Raw genomic sequence first — 19,454 nt, forward strand, 5'->3', positions numbered from 1 at the left:
CTGAATTACTTTTCAGGTTCTCCCTTTAACATTTTAGTTCCATTGAACTTTCAAACACACAAACGCGATTTTTCCCGTTACTTTTAGCATTGTATAAAGCTGTATCCGCCTGTAAAAAGATATGTTGAAAATCCGGTCGCTTCCCTTTATACCATGTAACCATTCCGGCCGAAATTGTGACTGAAGGTTTCGTTACTTTTGGTATCAGATCAACTAGCTCTTTCGAAACTTTCAATGCCTCATCTTCTAAAATGTTTGGAATATAAATTGCGAGCTCTTCACCGCCCCATCGCGAACAGATCCCTCTTAAACCAATTTTCTTTTTTAATTGAACAGCAATTTGAACGAGCACTTTATCCCCAACCTGATGTCCAAACGTATCATTAACCTTTTTAAAGTTATCAATATCAATTAGAAGAAACATACCTGAGTCATCTTTTTGAATTGATTTTTCTACATAAGTATCAGAGTAACTACGAGCATAAAGCTTTGTTAAATGGTCACGATCCACCATTTCCTGTAATTGCTCCCGTAAAACAGAGTTAGAAATAGCTAAAGAAGAATGATGAATAAGCGATTGCATCAACTTAAAACTATCAAAGGAGAAGAAATACGGTTCCTGATGCAATACAATGCTAAACCCAATAATCTTTTCTTCTACAATCATTGGAATAGCCATCACTGATTTATATTCAATTTCCTCCGCAATAAGTCGACTAAAATCAGCGATAAATAACGGATCCTGTTTTACTTTAAAGTGCTTTTCCACATAATGAATATATGCTAGAGATTCATCTTGATTAAAATACGGAGTACAGACTTCCGTCATTTCATAATAATCTTTCCCTTTAAATAAAAACCCGACTTCCATCGGTTGGAATGACTTTAATAATTGTTTTTGTAAAAATAAAAGCATTTCGTTAATCGTCAGCTTCATATTCAAACGATGAGAAGTTTCGTTAATTAACTGCAAATCGCTGATTAGTCGATGTGATTGGTGATAGAGTTTGGCATTTTCCAATGCATTCCCTGATGCTTGGGCAAGCATTTTTATGAAATCTTTCTCTGAATTAGTAAAGGAATAGTTAATAGGTGCTTTCACCTGTAATATGCCGTAAATTGCTTGCCTACCTTTAATAGGTACGTTTAATAAACGACAGTCCAATTCCATGGCAATATCCTCTTTTAACTCTCCAGATACAAACGCCTCGATTGTTGAAGGTCGCTCTGACAAGTAATCAAAAGGCTTTATTTGGATTTTCGTTTGACGATCCTGATCATTTGATAATATCAGTTCCACTTCTAAATCCGAAAAATTATCTTCAATCGTAATGAGTACATTTTGCAAAATTACATCAATATCCATCGTGGAGTGAAAAAGGTCAGTCATTCCATAAAGTTTACGGTATTTTTGCTCATTTGAATGTACTTCATAATTTTGCACTAAATATTTATGAACAGAGGAGATATTAATTATAATATCTTCTGTTAATTGTATTTCGAAAGGGGGAGTTGTTTTTTGATATTTAAAAACAATGATTCCGTCCATTTTATTGTTTCTCATAAGTGGCATTATATTTGTATGGTTTTTGAAATACGAAAGTTCCTTTAAAAACTTAGGTAATTCTACAACTTTATTTCCATTTAAATAAGGGATTAATAAATTAAAATCGATATTATAAAAATTCAGGTTGGTTACCGGTTTTAGGTTGTTATCAATCAAATGGAATAAAAAGCAATCTTCCATATCGAAAAAATCTGCCAGGCTCTTTTCCAATAGTAGAAAATAGTCATGGAGTTTATGTTGTTGTATATTTGAATTCATACAAAGGTTCAGGATATTCGATTTAAATTGATCAATCTTTAGTTGATTTTCCACCATTAAATCACCTTTTCTTTCGCTATTGCCATTGTCAGTTTCTTATTACTTATCCTCAAGTATACACTTTTCGTGTCTATTTGACTATTTATTTATGTAATATTTTTCTAATAAACACCCCTAATAGTATCGTTTTTATTAGAAAAACGATTATTTTCTGTCTCATTACCATTTTCCCTTATACGCATAATTACCTAATATTAATTTTTTCAGCAAATCTCTCTACTAATTCATATTTTTTCACGTATTTATACTTCTTTTATTCTTCTAGTACTTCTCACTTAACATTTACTGCTTCACGGGAATATTACTATTTGTTGACGTACTGTTAAAAAAAAGATACAATAGCCTTTGTGTAAAATGAATGCAGTAGTTGTATAACTTAATCGTGTATTTTGTTCCTTCTATCTTATTAGAATGGTGTATTGTGTAACCCTCTCGGCTGCATGGGCGAAGATACATGAAAATAGAATACCGTTTAATGTCGGGTACAACTGGTTTTTTCTTTTACAACAAAAACCAAATTTAAAGGAGGAGACACAATTATGTCTCGTTATACAGGTCCATCTTGGAAACTATCTCGTCGTCTTGGTATTTCATTAAGCGGCACAGGTAAAGAAATCGCAAAACGCCCTTACGCACCAGGTCAACACGGCCCGAACTCTCGCGGTAAAAAATCAGAGTACGGTCTACAATTAACTGAAAAACAAAAATTACGTCATATGTATGGTATGACTGAACGTCAATTCAAAAACACTTACCTTAAAGCTGGTAAATTACAAGGTGTACAAGGTGAAAACTTCATGATCTTACTTGAAACTCGCCTTGACAACTTAGTATACCGTTTAGGTTTAGCTCGCACTCGTCGTGCAGCTCGTCAATTAGTTAACCACGGCCACATCTTAGTTGATGGTAAACGCGTTGATATCCCATCATTCTCAGTAAAACCAGGTCAAACGATCTCATTACGTGAGAAATCAGCTAACCTTTCAGTAGTAGCTGAATCTGTAGAAGTTAACAGCTTCGTACCAGAATATTTATCATTCGATGCAGACTCTAAAGTAGGTACTTTCGTACGTATGCCAGAGCGCTCTGAATTATCTGCTGAAATCAACGAACAATTAATCGTCGAGTTCTACTCTCGTTAATTAGTAGTTGAGTCTGCAAAGAGTAACTTAAAAAGCCCTAGAAACGTTGTTAAATCAATGTTTCTAGGGCTTTTTATATTGTACTTTGTAATAGGAAGTATTAGATATTACTCAATTGATCATGCATAAGTAGCTGAACGAAATATATTTTATTCTTCAGAAATATAAATTGTTGCATCATTTTCTAAACCTATATGAACACTTACTACTGAATGTCCTTTGTCATCAAACCATACTCCATTAGATTTGACTATTAAATCTAATGTTTGATAATCAAGTTTTATATTGTCTTTAACTTTTTGATCTGATTCATTGATTAAAATAGAAACATTATAAGATTCCATTGTTACACCTCCCAACTTCTACCTACAATTCCACGCAAATAAGAAACCCAAGGACCAAGCTATTAATCTGATAAGTTTACTTTTTTATACAACTATACAGAAAATTATCAAATTTTTGAACTGATGTGGGGATAATTTTCTTTACATAACTTATCTTGCGTTACTATTTATATACCCCAATTTCCCATCTCTGCAAACGGATAAATATTAAAATATCTCTCATACTTAATTTATAATTTATTAAAGGATGTGATTTTTTTGGAAGATGCAAAATTTGCCGAACTTAATAATGAAAAACTTAGTGCAATCAAACAACTGGAAGAAAAGTTGGACGTAACCTTAATTGCTTATGACATTACCGGATCGAATAGTCATATTCAAAATGGCAATAGTCCCGATGTTATTAACCCGTCTTAATGTTTTACTTTATAAAATAAAAAGACATTCACAAAATATACAATGTGAATGTCTTGAATTTAAAACAGTAAATAACGAGCACTTACCACTAATATAATTATCACAATAAAGGAAGCGAAAAATGCTTTCCATGTTGAGATTCGGTGCACTTCTGAAATACCAACTACTGTAATAACATATGTCCATAAACTGGCAATAATTATAAACGTACCACATACAAACTGTAGGATTAAATCACTTAATGATGTTTCAATATAAGTAATATTAAAAAAAGATTGTGGCGCAAATTGCATCCAAAACAATATTATCGGTAATATCCAAATATAAGGAATCATCGTTACACTAATCATGCGGAACATTTCTTTAAACTTACCGATCCCGCCGAATGCTTTTGCTGATAGTGTCAAAACACCCGCTGATAATGCTGTAGAAAGAAAGTAGAGCAATAAACTTGATAATAATGTCGAATAAACGATATCACCTAAAGTATATGCTCCTGTAAAATCCATGCCGATAAAGCTAATTAAATTGCTTGCAAACATACCGATAATACCTACGATAATAAAATAAGATAACTTTTTATGTGTTAGAACATAACGAATGGTATCACGAGGTTTGGTAGCAATACTTAATACCGCATGTCGATCATCGACTGCATGTGTCAATTGCTCATTCAAAACAAAATCCCCCTAAAAAATATGTCTATACTCTATTATACTGACATACTGTGGGCGATTCAAAATTATTGTACCTTAAATATCATTCTACTGAAGATAGTGAAACATAACCCGCTTTTTCTATTAAAGATTGACCTTCATCTGATAATACCCAATCGATTAATCGTTTTACATTACCCGTAGGCTCACCTGCCGTCACAATATAAAACTCCGAGGCAATTGGATAAGCATTTGAACGAATTGTTTCTTTTGTAGGAGATACCCCATTAACTTCCAATAGTTTTATTTCTTCATTCCGCACCATTTCATTTGAGTAATAGCGGAATGTATAACCAATTGCATTTTTATAATTTTTATATTGGGATACCTCATTAATTATTCCGCCCATACCTGTCGCGATATCTTCAGTTGGCGCCTCCATTAAAGGTGTATCCCCCATTAGACGTTGCAAAGCAGTTTGAGATCCACTATCTTGTGGTCTTTGGAATGCACGAATTTCATCATTATCCCCACCAACTTCAGACCAATTCGTAATCTCACCGGAATAGATTCCTTTAATTTGTTCCAACGATAAACCATCAATATTATTTTTACTATTCACGAAAAAGACGAATGCCTCTTTTCCAATTGGCGTTAATACCAATTCAAAACCCTTATCTTCTGCTCGCCTTATTTGATTTTCAGAAGGTCCTGCTGCGAAGATTAGGTCTGCCCTCCCTAAAATTAAATTAGTATAAGCTTCATGTGTTTGGTTAACCATGACCTCACTAGAATAAGGATTATATTGCTTTTTTGGATATACTTCTTGAGCGATTGCCGCATAGAGTGGATACAATGCCGTTGCACCATCGATGACCGGTAAAGGTTCCTCTAATTTCAGGGATGAGGTTTGTTCCAATTCCACCAATTGATTACCTTCTACAAACGGTTCATATTGATAAATATTAACCTCTGCATCAACTGTAGGCACTCTACTATCCAACCACTTATAAATCGGTTGAATACATGTAATAGCTATAATAATCCCCGCTAGTCCCCAAAACACTTTCACACGTTTTTTCTTTTGATAAAACACATCAAAAATTTGAAGGACAAAACCTATATATAAAATTGAAGCTACTGCAATTATTAGCGGTATGTAATGAATGTTGCCCGCCAGTAGAAACGTGAAAACAATAACAAACGTGAAAAAGCTTGCTCCCAGCAATACAAAAATGGCCATTCCAATTTGTCCCCAATAAGATTTTTTCTCCATGTCATCTCTCCCTTCTCCTTATTACGTTCTTTCTACTTCCTAATATCCCTTTAAAAAACGCCTTGGAAAACTTTATTTCCAAGACGTTTCAAAATCATTTAGTTATACAAATTTCACCATGTGATATTTTTTCTTTCCTCGACGGATAATCGCGAATGCATCTTCTAATCGGTCTTTGCCATCAATCACATATTCTAGCTCTGTAACTTTTTCACCGTTCACACTAATTGCACCGTTCGTTACATCTTCACGTGCTTGACGTTTTGAAGATGAAATGCCGGCTTCTACGATTAATTCAACAATGTTTTTGTCTTCTTTCGCTACCTCTACAGATGGAACGCCAGCAAATGCCACTTTCATTTCATCTACTGATAAAGCTTTTAAATCCCCTGAGAATAATGCCTTTGTAATACGCTCCGCTGCCTCTAGACCAGCTTCACCGTGGATAAGGCGTGTCATCTCTTCAGCTAAAGCTTTTTGTGCTTTACGTAAATGCGGCTCTTCTTCCACACTTATTGCCAGCGCTTCAATATCTTCACGTGTTAAGAAGGTAAATATTTTAAGGTATTTTACAACGTCTGCATCTGCAGTGTTGATCCAGAACTGGTAGAACTCATATGGTGATGTTTTCTCAGCATCCAGCCATACTGCGCCACCTGCTGTTTTACCGAATTTTGTACCATCTGCTTTTGTTACAAGAGGAATCGTAATACCGAATGCTTTTGCATTTTCGTCGTGTGTCTTACGAATCATTTCCAATCCCGTTGTAATATTGCCCCACTGATCCGAGCCACCTACTTGAATACGAACATTATGATGATCGTATAAATGGTTGAAGTCGATTCCTTGAATTAATGTGTAAGCAAATTCAGTGAATGAAATACCTGAATCTAAGCGTGAAGCTACTGTGTCTTTATTTAAAATGTAGTTTACATTAATTAATTTCCCGTAATCACGTAAAAAATCGATCAATGACATTGGGCCAACCCAATCATTATTATTTACTAATACAGCACCGTTTGCTGCATCTGATGAGAAGTCGAATAAACGTTCCATTTGTTTTTTTAGACCTTGAACGTTTTTGTCGATTTGCTCCATCGTCTGTAGTTGGCGCTCTTCAGAACGTCCTGACGGATCTCCTACAGTACCTGTAGCTCCCCCAACTAATAAAATCGGTGTATGGCCCGCTTTTTGGAAACGGCGTAATGTAAGTAATGGTACGATATGACCGATATGCATGGAATCTGCTGTTGGATCGACACCTACATATAATGAAACCTTTTCCTCGTTTAAAAGCTTTTCCATACCTTCAGCATCTGTTTGTTGGTATAACAAACCACGCCATTCTAAATCTTGCAGTAATTCGTTCATCATTTTTCTCTCCTTTTACATGTGTTGTATTCGCTATGTAAGGAAACAAAAAACGTCCCTACACGCCAATGCATGCAGGGACGTCAAATTTCTCATTTAACGCGGTACCACCCAGCTTGAAGAAACAAAAAACTTTTCTTCCACTTTAAGCGTCTATAACGTGACGATCCGTTCAAGCTCCAAGTACGTAATTCATAAATGCGCTTTCTCTGGCTTTCACCAACCGCCAGCTCTCTAATCAGGGAGCACATTTATTACTGCAAACTCTTCTTTGCCTGAAATTTATATTTTCTATTCTACCTAGAAAATAGATGTTGTCAATAAATATATTCGTTTATATATCAAATATGCTATAATAAACAAGATTTTAGGAGGGCGATGTTGTGAAAGAATGGCTTGATAAATTTAATAAAAAAATCGAATCCCTTGTTTCTTCAAAACAGATGCGCTATGTACGAATTACTGGTGGTGTCTTTTGGAATTTAACTTTATTAGCAGTAATTTTTGTTGCTACTACACTGTTATTTGTTGGGGGTGTAGGTGCAGGTTACTTCGCATCATTAACAAAGGATGAACCTTTGCGATCAAAAGAAGAGATGCGCGAGCAAATATTCAGTTATGAAGAAACAAGTGAACTTTACTTTGCAAACGATATTTACATAGGAAAAATTCGAACAGATTTAGACCGACGTGAGACATCGCTTGCTAATATATCTCCAATAGTTATAAATGCGGTACTTGCTACGGAAGATGAATATTTCCGCGAGCATGAAGGAATTGTACCAAAAGCAGTTTTACGTGGGTTACTGCAAGATGTATCGAACTCCTCTACACAAACTGGTGGCTCTACTTTAACACAGCAGTTAATAAAAAACCAAATACTTACAAATGAAGTTTCGTATGAGCGTAAAGCTAAAGAAATCTTACTCGCTTTCCGTCTCGAGAAATTTATGAGTAAAGAAGAGATTTTAGAAGCATACCTTAACATTATCCCATATGGCCGTAATTCTTCCGGTCGTAATATTGCCGGAATTGAAACAGCAGCCCAAGGTATATTTGGTATTCCAGCTTCTAAGCTAAATTTACCACAGGCAGCCTATATTGCCGGAATACCTCAAGCGCCTTTTAAATACACACCATTCACAAATAAGGGTGAACAAAAGAGTGCTGAAGGAATGAAACCTGGTATCGACCGTATGAAAACGGTATTATATCGTATGCAGGAAGTAGGCTATATTTCGGAAAAAGAGTACAACGAAGCAATAGGCTATGATATTACAAAAGATTTGAAGGGTTATGAAGAACGACCAGAGGACAAATATCCTTGGCTAACAGCTGAGCTTGAAATGCGATCAAAAGAAATTTTCGCAAAAATCCTTGCTGAAGAAGACGGAATTGACCCAGACCGTTTAAAAGAAGAAAAGAACTTAAACGAAAAATACTCTATTTTAGCAGACCGTACAATTCGTTCTGGAGGATATCGTATTTATTCGACAATCAATAAAGATATGTACGATGCTATGCGAAATGTAACAGAAGAATTTACACTGTATGGTCAAACATATAAGAAAAAAGAAAAAGATCCAGAAACAGGTGAAGAAATCGAAGTGGATGTGCCTGTTCAAACAGGAAGTATCATTATCGATAATAAAACAGGTCGTATTTTAAGCTTCGTCGGTGGACGTGACCACCAGTTAGAACAGTTAAATCATGCTACACAAGCTTATCGATCAAATGGATCAACGATGAAACCATTACTTGCTTATGCACCGGCACTGGAATATGGTGTAATCGGGGCGGGTAGCCCGGTAGTAGATGTTAAATTTAAACGTGATTATGATAATTACGAACCTGTAAACTATATTCCTACACAGGAATTAGGCATTATTCCTGCACGTCAGGCAGTAGCTTCTTCTCAAAACTTGGCCTTGTTACGTTTGTATGACTCAATTTTAGATCGTCGTCCTGCTACGTATTTAGATAAAATGGGCTTTTCTAAGTTAACTGAAGGAGATTATGTGCATTTATCTACAGCCATTGGCGGTATCACGCATGGGGCAACAGTCGAGGAAAATACAAATGCTTATACTACATTTGCAAATGAAGGAAAATTCATAGATGCCTATATGATTGAGCGTATCGAGGATTTAGATGGTAATGTTGTTTATGAACATAAAGTTGAGCCGGTGGAGGTATTCAGTCCGGAAACTGCCTATATGATGACAGATATGTTACGTGATGTACTTCAACAAGGCGGTACCGCAACTTTAGCGAAAAGTCAGTTAAAGTTCTCTTCAGACTTTGCTGCTAAAACAGGTACAACACAGGATCATAAAGACGTTTGGCTAGTAGGCTATAACCCGAATATCTCAGTCGGTGTCTGGTTAGGTTATGACCAGCCTCGTACTCTTTATGCATTTAATAATCGTTATCAGCACCCTAGTAATCGTGTCAACCGATTATGGGCAAGTTATTTAAATACGCTTTATGATATCGATCCAGAATTAATCGGTACGAAGGAAACATTCAAAAAGCCAGAAGGTGTTGTTACGCAGTCGTTCTGTGGAATATCCGGATTAGCTGCTTCCACATCTTGTTCAAATGCTGGTTTAGTCGTTTCCGATTTATTTAACAAAAATGTATTTTTACCTACACAGCCAGATGATAGTTTCGTTTCATCTACTTCTGTAGTAATTAACGGCAGTACTTATGCGGCACTACCAAGTACACCTACTGAGTTTGTCCAAATGAGTGGATTCGGATTGAATCAGGCCTTTATTGACCGTATGCTAGGTAGGCTCGGCGGGGATGCATCAAAGCTATTGCCATTTAGTACTGGTAATGGTGTTGTATCAGGTGCCCAGTTCGAAGCGGATGGTGCTCCACCTGAAGCTGTATTTGCAACATTGGCAAATGGCTCATTATCATGGACGGCTTCAGCATCCAATGATGTGGTTGGCTACCGTGTATACAGTATTACAAATGAAGGCACATCACTTGTAAGATCATTAAAGTCTTACGAAGGGTTCCAAATGTCTGTGTCAGAAGGCGTTAGGTATGTCGTTGTTGCTGTTGATATTACTGGCCTGGAGTCGGGTTATTCGAATGAAGTTGGGGAAGTTTATATTGCGCCACCTGAACCCGAAGATGAAGAGAATACTGTACCAGGAGAGATCATAGAAGAAGATTTAGACGATATAGAAATCGATCCCGAAACAACTATTGACTAATTTATAAAAAACAGTGGCTGAGACATAAGTAGAATTTCTTTGTATAAGAGAAAATTCCTTATTAAGAAACCGATACTTTATGAATTGATTGGAGTGAAGGGGCGACTCATGGGGGATGAGCGTGACGCCTGAGACTACAGGCTCAGGCCACGCCCCGGGAAAGCGTCCCCGCAACGGAAATCAATTCTGGTAGAAACAGAAAAATATCCATTTTCCCTTAAGGAAAATGGATATTTTTCGTTTTGTCCCAAACTCTTTTAAATTATTTATAGAGTTGTAATTTTATCTGTTTGTAATACACCTTTTAGAATGTCTACAGCTTCATCAATTTCCTGCTCACTTACTGTTAATGGTGGCAATAAGCGTATTACTTTCGGACCTGCCGCTACAGTTAACAATCCAGCTTTATCTAAAGCAGCTACATATGGTGCTACGTCTTCTCCACCTAATCCTAATCCAAGCATTAAACCTTTCCCTTGAACAGTATAGTTCGGAAATGCTTCTTTAAGTTTATTTACAAAATAGCTTGATTTTTGTTTTACAGATTGTAAAAATTCATCATTAAATATATGATCAATAACCGTTTGTGCTACGGACACCGCTAGTGGATTTCCACCGAATGTCGTGCCATGTGTACCTGCGTTAAACGTATTAAATAGTTCCTCTGTACCGAGAATGCCTCCAATTGGAAAACCTCCTCCTAGACCTTTCGCCATTGATACAATATTAGGCTTAATAACAGTTTGCTCAAATGCAAAACGGGTACCTGTACGCCCAATTCCCGTTTGTACTTCATCGGCGATTACTAAAATATCTGTTGATTGCTGAATGTCGTGAATAGCTTGCGCAAATTCATCAGATACAGAATTCACCCCGCCTTCACCTTGAATCATCTCCAGCATTATTGCTGCTGTTTCAGAGTCTGCTGCAGCTTTTAATGCCTCTACATCATTGAACGGTAATGTAATAAATTCACTCACTAAAGGTCCGAAGCCGTTACGTACTTTATCTTGACCAGTCGCACTCATTGCACCGAATGTACGTCCATGAAAGCTTTGTTCGAAAACGATTATTTTATGCTTCCCTGTATGCTTTCGAGCCAATTTAATTGCAGCCTCATTTGCCTCTGCTCCACTATTACAGAAAAAAGCATAGGATAGATGTAAATCTTTCACTAAGGATGCCGCCAGCTTCTCTTGACCTGGGCTTTCAAATAAGTTACTAATATGCCATAGTTTTTCACTTTGCTGCTGAATTGCCTCTACAATTGCAGGATTGGCATGACCTAAGCTACAGACAGCTATTCCACTTGTAAAATCTAAATAGCGTTTTCCTGTAGTATCGAATACTTCAGTTCCTTTCCCTTCAACAATAGCGAAAGGTCTTCTTGCGTAATTTTGAAATAATGCACTCATTTTACTAGCTCCTCACTTAAAATAGTTGTACCGGTTAATGTTTCATTGACAATTTGGACAGATGGTATTCCCGACTCTAAACAATTTAAAGCCCCTTGTACTTTCGGTATCATACCGCCGTATATATCTCCTTCATCAATCCATTGCTTAATTAAATTTGGTGTGGCTTCTGTTTGAAATTCATCTTTAATCCGAATACCTGCAACATCTGTAACGAGGAGTAAACGGTCTGCACCTACTGCCAATGCAATTTCACTTGCCACTGTATCTCCATTAATATTAAGTGCATGCCCATCCTTTGTTGCGCCAATGCATGCAATTACAGGGACAATACCACTTTCAGTTAATGTATTTAATAAGTTTACATTAACACTTTTTACCTTACCTACATATTTATAAGTTTCATAATCTAAATATTCACTTTCCAACAAAGTTTGATCAAAACCATTTAATCCTACAGAGTCAATTCCTGCAGCATTGAGTTCATGAACTAATGCAGGATTAACTTTACCGATTAAAGTTGATTGAACAATTTCAATCATTTCTTCATTCGTTACCCGTAAGCCGTTTACAGTTTGAGATTGAATGTTAGCAGCGGCTAATTCACGATTAATGGCAGGTCCTCCCCCATGAGTAATGATGAGTTGAATCCCCTGATCTTGAAGGGCTTTGAAATTACGAAAGAAGGCCTCGTTAAGACCTTCTAATGTACTGCCACCTAGCTTGATGACCATTTTACGAACGGTATGATGCGTTGATTTGAACGTAGTCATAAGTTAAATCACACCCCCAAGCAAAGCCGTGTCCGTCTCCCACTTCTAAAGACACAAAGATTTTAACTTCATGTTGTTTTAAAATTTCTATTAGCGCTTCTTCTGAAAAATTAATAGGTTCTCCATTTTCGACCATTGTTGCCCCGCCAATTTTAATTGTAATTTTATCTGGATCAACAACGGCTCCAGAATAACCAACTGCTGCGATAATACGACCCCAGTTTGCATCACATCCGAAAACTGCTGTTTTTACAAGAGGGGAACCGACAACTGTTTTTGCAATTTTTCTTGCCTCTTCATCAGAAATTGCACCATCGACCTCAACTTCAATGAGTTTTGTTGCGCCTTCTCCATCACGTGCAATCGATTTTGCTAAGTCTTCGGACACTAATCGTAATGCTGTATAAAAATTCTCCCAATCCGGATGTGCAGGCGATAATGGTTCATTACCAGCTAAACCATTTGCCATTACTACTACCGTATCATTTGTTGATGTATCTCCATCTACTGTAATTGAGTTGAATGTACAATCCGTTACATTAGATAACGCTTTTTGCAATTCATCCGATTCAATATTTGCATCTGTCGTAATAAAGCCTAACATAGTCGCCATATTCGGTTCGATCATACCTGAACCTTTTGCTGTTCCCGATACGATTACTTCTTTACCGTCTATAATTGTAGCGTATGTTGTATTTTTCATTACTGTATCTGTTGTCAGGATTGCTTGTGAAAAATCAATTCCATTTTCAAGTTTGGAATCCGGTAATAACATTTCCATCCCTTTTTTAATAGGTTCCATTTTCATAATTTCCCCAATAACACCTGTAGATGCTACCCCAACTAAACCTTCAGAAATGCCGAGCTTTAGTGCAGCAAGTCTTTGCATTTCGTATGCATCTGCTATCCCTTGTTTACCTGTGCATGCATTAGCATTCCCTGAATTTACAATCATTGCCTGCATTTTTTTCGTTCCATATACAACTTCCTTTGTTACTTTAAGGGGTGCCGCTTGAACAGCATTTGTTGTAAATACGCCCGCTACACTTGCTGGTACATCACTGACTAAAATCGCTAAATCTTTTTTCTTATGTTTAATACCGCAATGAACACCTGCTGCAGTAAAGCCTTTTGGTGATACGATATTTTTGCTAGATAGTTTTTTCATTTCAATTGTTGAAGCCATTTGATGTTCCTCCTAATGTTTAAATAAAGTACGGTACAAGTTGTAGGCCTGTTTGCTGTGGCAACCCAAACTGAACATTCATATTTTGGATTGCCTGCCCTGCAGCCCCTTTTACTAAGTTATCGATAACCCCAATAATTGTTGCGCGTTTCGTCCGTTCATCGAGCTTCACATAAATATCGCAATAATTCGAACCTTTTACGCGGTTAGTTCCCATAGATGACGCTTCCTGAATGACACGTACGAAAGGGTGATTCTCATACGTTGAAGTTAAACAATCAACTAATTGTTTTTGGGTCACACCTTCTGTTACCTGTGCATAGGAAGTAGCTAAAATCCCCCGTGTCATAGGCACTAAATGTGTGTTAAACGTAATAGTTGTTTCGGTATCGGTAAACATCGAAATTGCTTGTTCTATTTCAGGAATATGTTGATGCTCATTAATTTTATATATTGAAAAGCTTTCATTTGCTTCACTGTAATGTGTAGTATTTGATGGTTTATTGCCAGCGCCGGATATTCCGCTCTTTGCATCAATGACTAAAAAACTTGGATCAATCAGCTGATGCTTTATAAGGGGCAGGATGGATAAGAGAACTGCTGTTGGATAGCATCCTGGATTTGCAATTAAATCCGATGTCTTAATGGCCGCTTCATTCCACTCTGTTAATCCATATACACTTTTTTCAACTGCTTCTTTCGGTGCCGGCTTTTTTTTATACCAAGATTCATAGCTTTCAAGGTTTTTCAATCGAAAATCCCCTGATAAATCGATTAATTTTGGACCTCGGTTTACTAAAGGTGGAAATAGAGTACTAGATACCCCAGACGGTGTACTTGCAAAGACAACATCGGATTTTGCTAATACATCGTAATCTATTTTCAATAAAGGTTGATTATAAATGTTTGTTAAGTGAGGGAATTTATCTGAAAATACTGTTCCTTCCTCAGATGATGTAAATAATCCTATTTCTTCTACTTCTTTATGGTTATGCAAGAAACGCAATAATTCCAGACCGCCATACCCTGTGGCACCAATAATACTTACTTTCATCTTTGTCACCTCTAATTTTTTTATTGCCAAAAAATACATCAATGAAATCTAAAAGATAAAAATAAGTATAGTTATGTATATTTATTTAGTCAACTGTATTTTTATATAATCATAGATAATTCCAAATTATCGTTCAATTATTTGAGTATTTAAGGTGAAAAGCACTAATTGCCTTTCTTATAGCCTCATTATATTAATAGTAAAAAAAGCGCCTACATATGTAAGCGCCCCATAGCATATGCAAATGTAGAAAGGATTAGTCTTCCATAGTGGATAAATCACCCGTTGGTAAGTTTAATTCCCATGCTTTCAATACCCGGCGCATGATTTTTCCACTTCGTGTTTTTGGCAACTTATCTTTAAATTCTATTTCACGTGGTGCTGCATGGGCAGATAATCCTGTTTTTACAAATTCCCTAATATTTGCTTCAAGTTCATCACTTGGCTCTACCCCTTCACGCAATGAAATGAATGCTTTAATGATTTCCCCGCGCACAGGATCCGGTTTTCCGATGACACCTGCTTCTATTACATCCGGATGTTCAAGTAATTTACTTTCTACCTCGAACGGACCGACACGCTCACCTGCCGTCATAATTACATCATCTACACGCCCTTGGAACCAAAAATATCCGTCCTCATCCTTATATGCTGAGTCACCTGATACGTACCATTCACCTTTTAAAAAATAAGAATTATATCGTTCAGGATTCCCCCAAATTTGGCGCATCATAGCTGGCCAGCCTTTTCTGATTGCTAAATTCCCCATTGTGTATGGTGGTACTTCATTTCCCTGATCATCCACAATCGTAGCATATACTCCCGGAACTGGTTTTCCCATAGATCCTGGTTTGATCTCCATTGCCGGGAAATTGCATATCATATGTCCGCCAGTTTCTGTCATCCACCATGTATCATGAATACGGTGATTTAGGATCTCCATTCCCCATTTCACAACTTCAGGGTTTAAAGGTTCCCCAACGGATAAAACATGTCGTAATGAAGATAGATTGTATTTGCTGATCATACTTGGACCAGCACCCATTAACATTCTGAATGCAGTTGGTGCACTATACCAAACAGTAACACCGTATTCTTCAATCGCACCATACCATGCTTGCGGGCTGAAGCGACCACCAATAATTACATTAGTAACCCCATTCAACCAAGGTCCAAAAATGCCATAAGCTGTTCCTGTTACCCAACCTGGATCAGCTGTACACCAATAAATGTCATTCTCTTTTAAATCAAGTACCCATTGGGCGGTTTGATATTGCTGTACCATTGCATAATGCACATGCAATACACCTTTTGGAGTACCGGTAGAACCAGATGTATAATGTAAAATGGAGCCATCCTCTTTATCGACCCATTCAATGTCAAAATCTTGAGGTGCCTCTTTGAAATATTTATTAAAATCTAATATTTTATCCGTTTCTTCAACATCTTCTCCAACTACAAAAATAGTCTTTAAATGTGGAAGCTTCTCAATAGGTACCCGATTTAATAATGATGGTGTTGTAATAATTGCAACTGCCTCACTATCCATTAAACGGTCATAAACGGCCCCTTCCATAAATGCCTCAAATAACGGTCCAACAATTGCCCCTATTTTTAATGCCCCTAATAAGCTGAAATAAAGCTCCGGTGTACGTGGCATGAATACAAATATACGATCCCCTTTTCGCAAATTTGCTTTCTCCTTCAGTACATTTGCCGCTTTATTCGAGTTGCGTTTCATATCAAAGAAAGAATATGACTCTTTTCGATGCCCATCATTATAATAAAGTGCTACTTTATTTTTCCGATGTGTTTCGACATGTCGATCTATTGCTTCATAAGCAATATTAATCTTCCCCGTTTCATACCAAGAAAATGCCTTCTCAGTATTGACCCAATCATGATTTGCAGCTGCATCCTCATAATTTTTCAAATTATGTTCCCCTGGAATTACTGCTAGTTTTTCAACTGTTTTTGTCCCCATGAAATTTCCCCTTTCTTTAAAACATACAACCATTTTACAATAAAAATACTATAATGGGCAAAACATTTATAATTTTCTAACAATTTAGTTATTTATCGTAAAATAAAGCGTATTTTCGCATTAAATAGAGTATAATGGAGGTATTACAAGCAGGTGGTGTGATTATGAATCATGTAAAAAAATACTATTGTCTTGAATTCGAATCGAAGAATGGTAATGTTTTAGTGGAAGGGCCCGTTTCCTCAGAAAAACTTGCATCCTACTCATTACACGAAGACCTGAAAGCATTTCGACCTTCTCATCAACAGCATAAAGCACTAGTCGAAATTGCCGGGCTAGAAGAAGGACGTATAATTATTATACGAAAAGATGATATCATCGTGGGCTATGTGACATTTCTTTATCCTGATCCTTTAGAGCGTTGGGCAGAAGATCGTATTCCTAATATGATTGAACTTGGTGCTATTGAGGTAATACCCTCTTATAGAGGTACGGGTGCAGGAAAGAAACTGCTCGAAGTTTCCTTTATGGATGATGCTATGGAAGATTATTTAGTTATCACGACTGAATATTATTGGCATTGGGACCTCAAAGGAACAGGTTTATCAGTTTGGGATTATCGGAATATGATGGAGAGAATGATGACTACCGCCAATTTTGAATATTACGCTACAGACGACCCTGAAATAACGTCCCATCCTGCAAACTGTTTAATGGCTCGTGTCGGGTCACGTGTAGGAACCGAGACACTTGAAAGATTTGACAAACTTCGCTTTAGAAGTCGTTTCATGTATTAATTCTTATTGCAAAGGGGATTGAAAAATGATTGTCGAAGAAATTATGAAAAGGGATATACATACACTCCTTCCCGAGAATACGGTACGCGATGCCGTCCGTCTTATGCGGGAAGAAAAAATCCGCCACGTACCGATTGTAAGTTCTGACGATATAGTTGTCGGAATCATTACAGATCATGACTTAAAAAACGCATTACCATCATGTTTACGAGAAGAACCGAACTCTACTATCTATGATTCACCCATCGAAGAAATAATGGTGAAGAATCCAATAGTCGGTCATCCTTTAGATTTTGTTGAAGAAGTTGCTTCAATATTTTATGATGCTAAAATCAGCTGTTTGCCAATTGTATCTGCCGGTAAATTAGTCGGTATTGTTACTACAACAGATTTACTTTACACATATATTGAATTAACAGGGGCACATCAGCCAGGTTCAAAAATAGATATCCGAGTTAGCAATCAACCTGGCATGCTTTTTGAGATTTCAAGAGTATTTCAGGAAAATAAAGCAAATGTAGTAAGTGTTCTTGTATATCCTGATGGCGATAATACAAAATCACGTATCGTAAGTGTCCGATTACAAGTAATGAATCCGCTTCATATCATCGAGGATTTGCGTAAGCAAGGATACGATGTACTATGGCCGAATTTACCTGGCGTTTCACTATGAAAAAAGCTGTATTTATTTATTCTCCAGATCAACTTACTTACAAATTTTCGGACACACACCCGTTTAATCATAAACGACTACATTTAACAATTGATTTACTTAAGAATATTGGGGCTTTAAACGATGAGGATATCGTTCCGGCCCGTGTTGCAACAGATGAAGAAATTGCTTTGGCTCATGACCCTCAGTATATTGAAATTGTAAAAAAAGCCGGTCATGGTGAATTAACCGCACAACAGGGTGAACCATTTGGAATTGGTACTGAGGATACGCCTATGTTCCGAAATATGCACGAAGCAAGTGCATTGCTTGTAGGGGGTACATTGCAGGCGGTCGACTCTGTTTTGCAGGGGAAATCACAGCATGCACTAAATTTAGGAGGCGGACTGCACCATGGCTTCCGTGGAAGAGCTTCCGGTTTTTGTATATACAATGATAGCAGCGTTGCTATTAAATACATCCAGGAGAAGTATGGACTTCGCGTTTTATATGTAGACACAGATGCCCATCATGGTGATGGTGTTCAATGGTCATTTTATGATGATCCCAATGTATGTACACTGTCCATCCACGAAACAGGTCGCTACTTATTTCCGGGTACAGGGAATATTACGGAACGTGGTAATGGCGAGGGCTATGGTACATCCTTTAATTTCCCAATCGATGCCTTTACAGAAGATGAGAGCTTCCTAGAAATATATGAGCAATCAATGCGTGAAGTATTTGAATTTTTTAAACCGGATGTAGTACTAACTCAAAACGGAGCAGATGCACACTATTTTGATCCTTTAACTCATTTGTATGGAACGATGAATATTTATAGGGAAATTCCAAAGCTTGCCCACAAATTGGCCCATGAATATTGTGGTGGCCGATGGATAGCTGTCGGTGGTGGAGGCTATGATATTTGGCGTGTAGTACCACGTGCCTGGTCACATATATGGACAGAAATGACCGACCAACCTACACCAACTGGTCCACTCCCACAAAAATGGCTTGATAAATGGCAACAGGAATCACCTGTTCCTTTAATTCCGACTTGGGATGATCCAACACCTTTATATGATGCTATTCCTCGAAAAGCAGAAATTGAAGAAAAAAATGCACGAATGCTTGAAAAAGCGCTACATATTATTCGTACAGAAAAGAATCGTTCTTAAAAGATGCTATACAATCTTTAGTCAAAGATTGTATAGTTTTTATTTTCCTAAAATAGGGATATTCCTATATACTAAAATAGAATAAAGAAAA

The 19,454-nt window shown here is 37.0% G+C and carries 16 protein-coding genes and 1 other annotated feature; of the genes, 6 read left to right on the forward strand and 10 right to left on the reverse strand.

Annotated elements, in window-relative coordinates; translation table 11 throughout:
* Window positions 1–25: 25 nt before the first annotated feature.
* Window positions 26–1,882, reverse strand: a complete 1,857-nt coding sequence (locus H9635_RS12265; RefSeq protein ID WP_191700592.1) for a sensor domain-containing diguanylate cyclase — start codon at window positions 1,880–1,882, stop codon at window positions 26–28.
* A 542-nt stretch (window positions 1,883–2,424) separates the two neighbouring features.
* Here H9635_RS12265 and rpsD point away from each other — a divergent pair.
* Entirely contained in the window at window positions 2,425–3,027 is a 603-nt protein-coding gene (gene rpsD, locus H9635_RS12270) for a 30S ribosomal protein S4 (protein WP_191700593.1), read from the forward strand.
* A 149-nt stretch (window positions 3,028–3,176) separates the two neighbouring features.
* On the opposite strand, the gene H9635_RS12275 is transcribed toward rpsD, so the two are convergent.
* A complete protein-coding gene (locus tag H9635_RS12275) occupies window positions 3,177–3,371 on the reverse strand; it encodes a hypothetical protein (protein WP_191700594.1) in 195 nt (64 codons plus the stop codon).
* A 249-nt stretch (window positions 3,372–3,620) separates the two neighbouring features.
* On the opposite strand from H9635_RS12275, the gene H9635_RS12280 reads away from it, so the two are divergent.
* Complete coding sequence (locus tag H9635_RS12280; RefSeq protein ID WP_318245214.1) at window positions 3,621–3,788, forward strand: uroporphyrinogen-III decarboxylase; 168 nt, start codon at window positions 3,621–3,623, stop codon at window positions 3,786–3,788.
* Window positions 3,789–3,847: 59 nt separating this feature from the next.
* Here H9635_RS12280 and H9635_RS12285 read toward each other — a convergent pair whose 3' ends face one another.
* From H9635_RS12285 to tyrS, 3 genes are all read right to left on the reverse strand, one after another.
* Window positions 3,848–4,465 (reverse strand): YIP1 family protein, encoded by a 618-nt coding sequence (locus H9635_RS12285; RefSeq protein WP_191700595.1) that lies wholly within the window; start codon window positions 4,463–4,465, stop codon window positions 3,848–3,850.
* 82 nt (window positions 4,466–4,547) lie between these two features.
* Window positions 4,548–5,720 (reverse strand): PstS family phosphate ABC transporter substrate-binding protein, encoded by a 1,173-nt coding sequence (locus H9635_RS12290; RefSeq protein WP_191700596.1) that lies wholly within the window; start codon window positions 5,718–5,720, stop codon window positions 4,548–4,550.
* Window positions 5,721–5,822: 102 nt separating this feature from the next.
* Complete coding sequence (gene tyrS / locus H9635_RS12295; protein ID WP_318245215.1) at window positions 5,823–7,094, reverse strand: tyrosine--tRNA ligase; 1,272 nt, start codon at window positions 7,092–7,094, stop codon at window positions 5,823–5,825.
* A gap of 70 nt (window positions 7,095–7,164) precedes the next feature.
* Window positions 7,165–7,372 (reverse strand) — a binding site (T-box leader).
* 102 nt (window positions 7,373–7,474) lie between these two features.
* Between tyrS and H9635_RS12300 the strand changes: the two genes are divergently transcribed.
* On the forward strand, window positions 7,475–10,321 hold the full coding sequence (locus tag H9635_RS12300) for a transglycosylase domain-containing protein (protein ID WP_191700598.1): 2,847 nt from the start codon (window positions 7,475–7,477) through the stop codon (window positions 10,319–10,321).
* A gap of 266 nt (window positions 10,322–10,587) precedes the next feature.
* Here the strand turns inward: H9635_RS12300 and H9635_RS12305 are convergent, their stop codons facing one another.
* The 5 genes from H9635_RS12305 to acsA all read right to left on the reverse strand — a co-directional run bounded on the left by H9635_RS12305 (window position 10,588) and on the right by acsA (window position 16,733).
* Entirely contained in the window at window positions 10,588–11,736 is a 1,149-nt protein-coding gene (locus H9635_RS12305; protein ID WP_191700599.1) for an acetylornithine transaminase, read from the reverse strand.
* The gene (argB, locus tag H9635_RS12310) at window positions 11,733–12,509 is read right to left on the reverse strand and encodes an acetylglutamate kinase (RefSeq protein WP_191700600.1); all 777 of its coding nucleotides are present in this window, start codon (window positions 12,507–12,509) and stop codon (window positions 11,733–11,735) included. The genes H9635_RS12305 and argB overlap by 4 nt, the downstream gene beginning before the upstream one ends.
* Window positions 12,472–13,695, reverse strand: a complete 1,224-nt coding sequence (gene argJ, locus H9635_RS12315) for a bifunctional ornithine acetyltransferase/N-acetylglutamate synthase (RefSeq protein WP_191700601.1) — start codon at window positions 13,693–13,695, stop codon at window positions 12,472–12,474. Before argJ ends, argB begins: the two co-directional genes overlap by 38 nt.
* 19 nt (window positions 13,696–13,714) lie before the next feature.
* Window positions 13,715–14,749, reverse strand: a complete 1,035-nt coding sequence (gene argC / locus H9635_RS12320; RefSeq protein WP_191700602.1) for an N-acetyl-gamma-glutamyl-phosphate reductase — start codon at window positions 14,747–14,749, stop codon at window positions 13,715–13,717.
* 256 nt (window positions 14,750–15,005) lie between these two features.
* Window positions 15,006–16,733 (reverse strand): acetate--CoA ligase, encoded by a 1,728-nt coding sequence (gene acsA, locus H9635_RS12325; RefSeq protein WP_191700603.1) that lies wholly within the window; start codon window positions 16,731–16,733, stop codon window positions 15,006–15,008.
* A gap of 164 nt (window positions 16,734–16,897) precedes the next feature.
* Here acsA and H9635_RS12330 point away from each other — a divergent pair, with 164 nt between their 5' ends.
* From H9635_RS12330 to H9635_RS12340, 3 genes are read left to right on the forward strand one after another with little or no spacing between them, the layout of a single operon-like run.
* Window positions 16,898–17,530, forward strand: a complete 633-nt coding sequence (locus tag H9635_RS12330) for a GNAT family N-acetyltransferase (protein WP_191700604.1) — start codon at window positions 16,898–16,900, stop codon at window positions 17,528–17,530.
* Window positions 17,531–17,555: 25 nt separating this feature from the next.
* A complete protein-coding gene (locus H9635_RS12335; RefSeq protein WP_191700605.1) occupies window positions 17,556–18,203 on the forward strand; it encodes an acetoin utilization AcuB family protein in 648 nt (215 codons plus the stop codon).
* The gene (locus H9635_RS12340; RefSeq protein WP_191700606.1) at window positions 18,200–19,363 is read left to right on the forward strand and encodes an acetoin utilization protein AcuC; all 1,164 of its coding nucleotides are present in this window, start codon (window positions 18,200–18,202) and stop codon (window positions 19,361–19,363) included. Before H9635_RS12335 ends, H9635_RS12340 begins: the two co-directional genes overlap by 4 nt.
* Window positions 19,364–19,454 lie beyond the last annotated feature (91 nt).

This window comes from Solibacillus faecavium (genome assembly GCF_014836905.1).
In the GTDB taxonomy this organism is placed as follows: domain Bacteria; phylum Bacillota; class Bacilli; order Bacillales_A; family Planococcaceae; genus Solibacillus; species Solibacillus faecavium.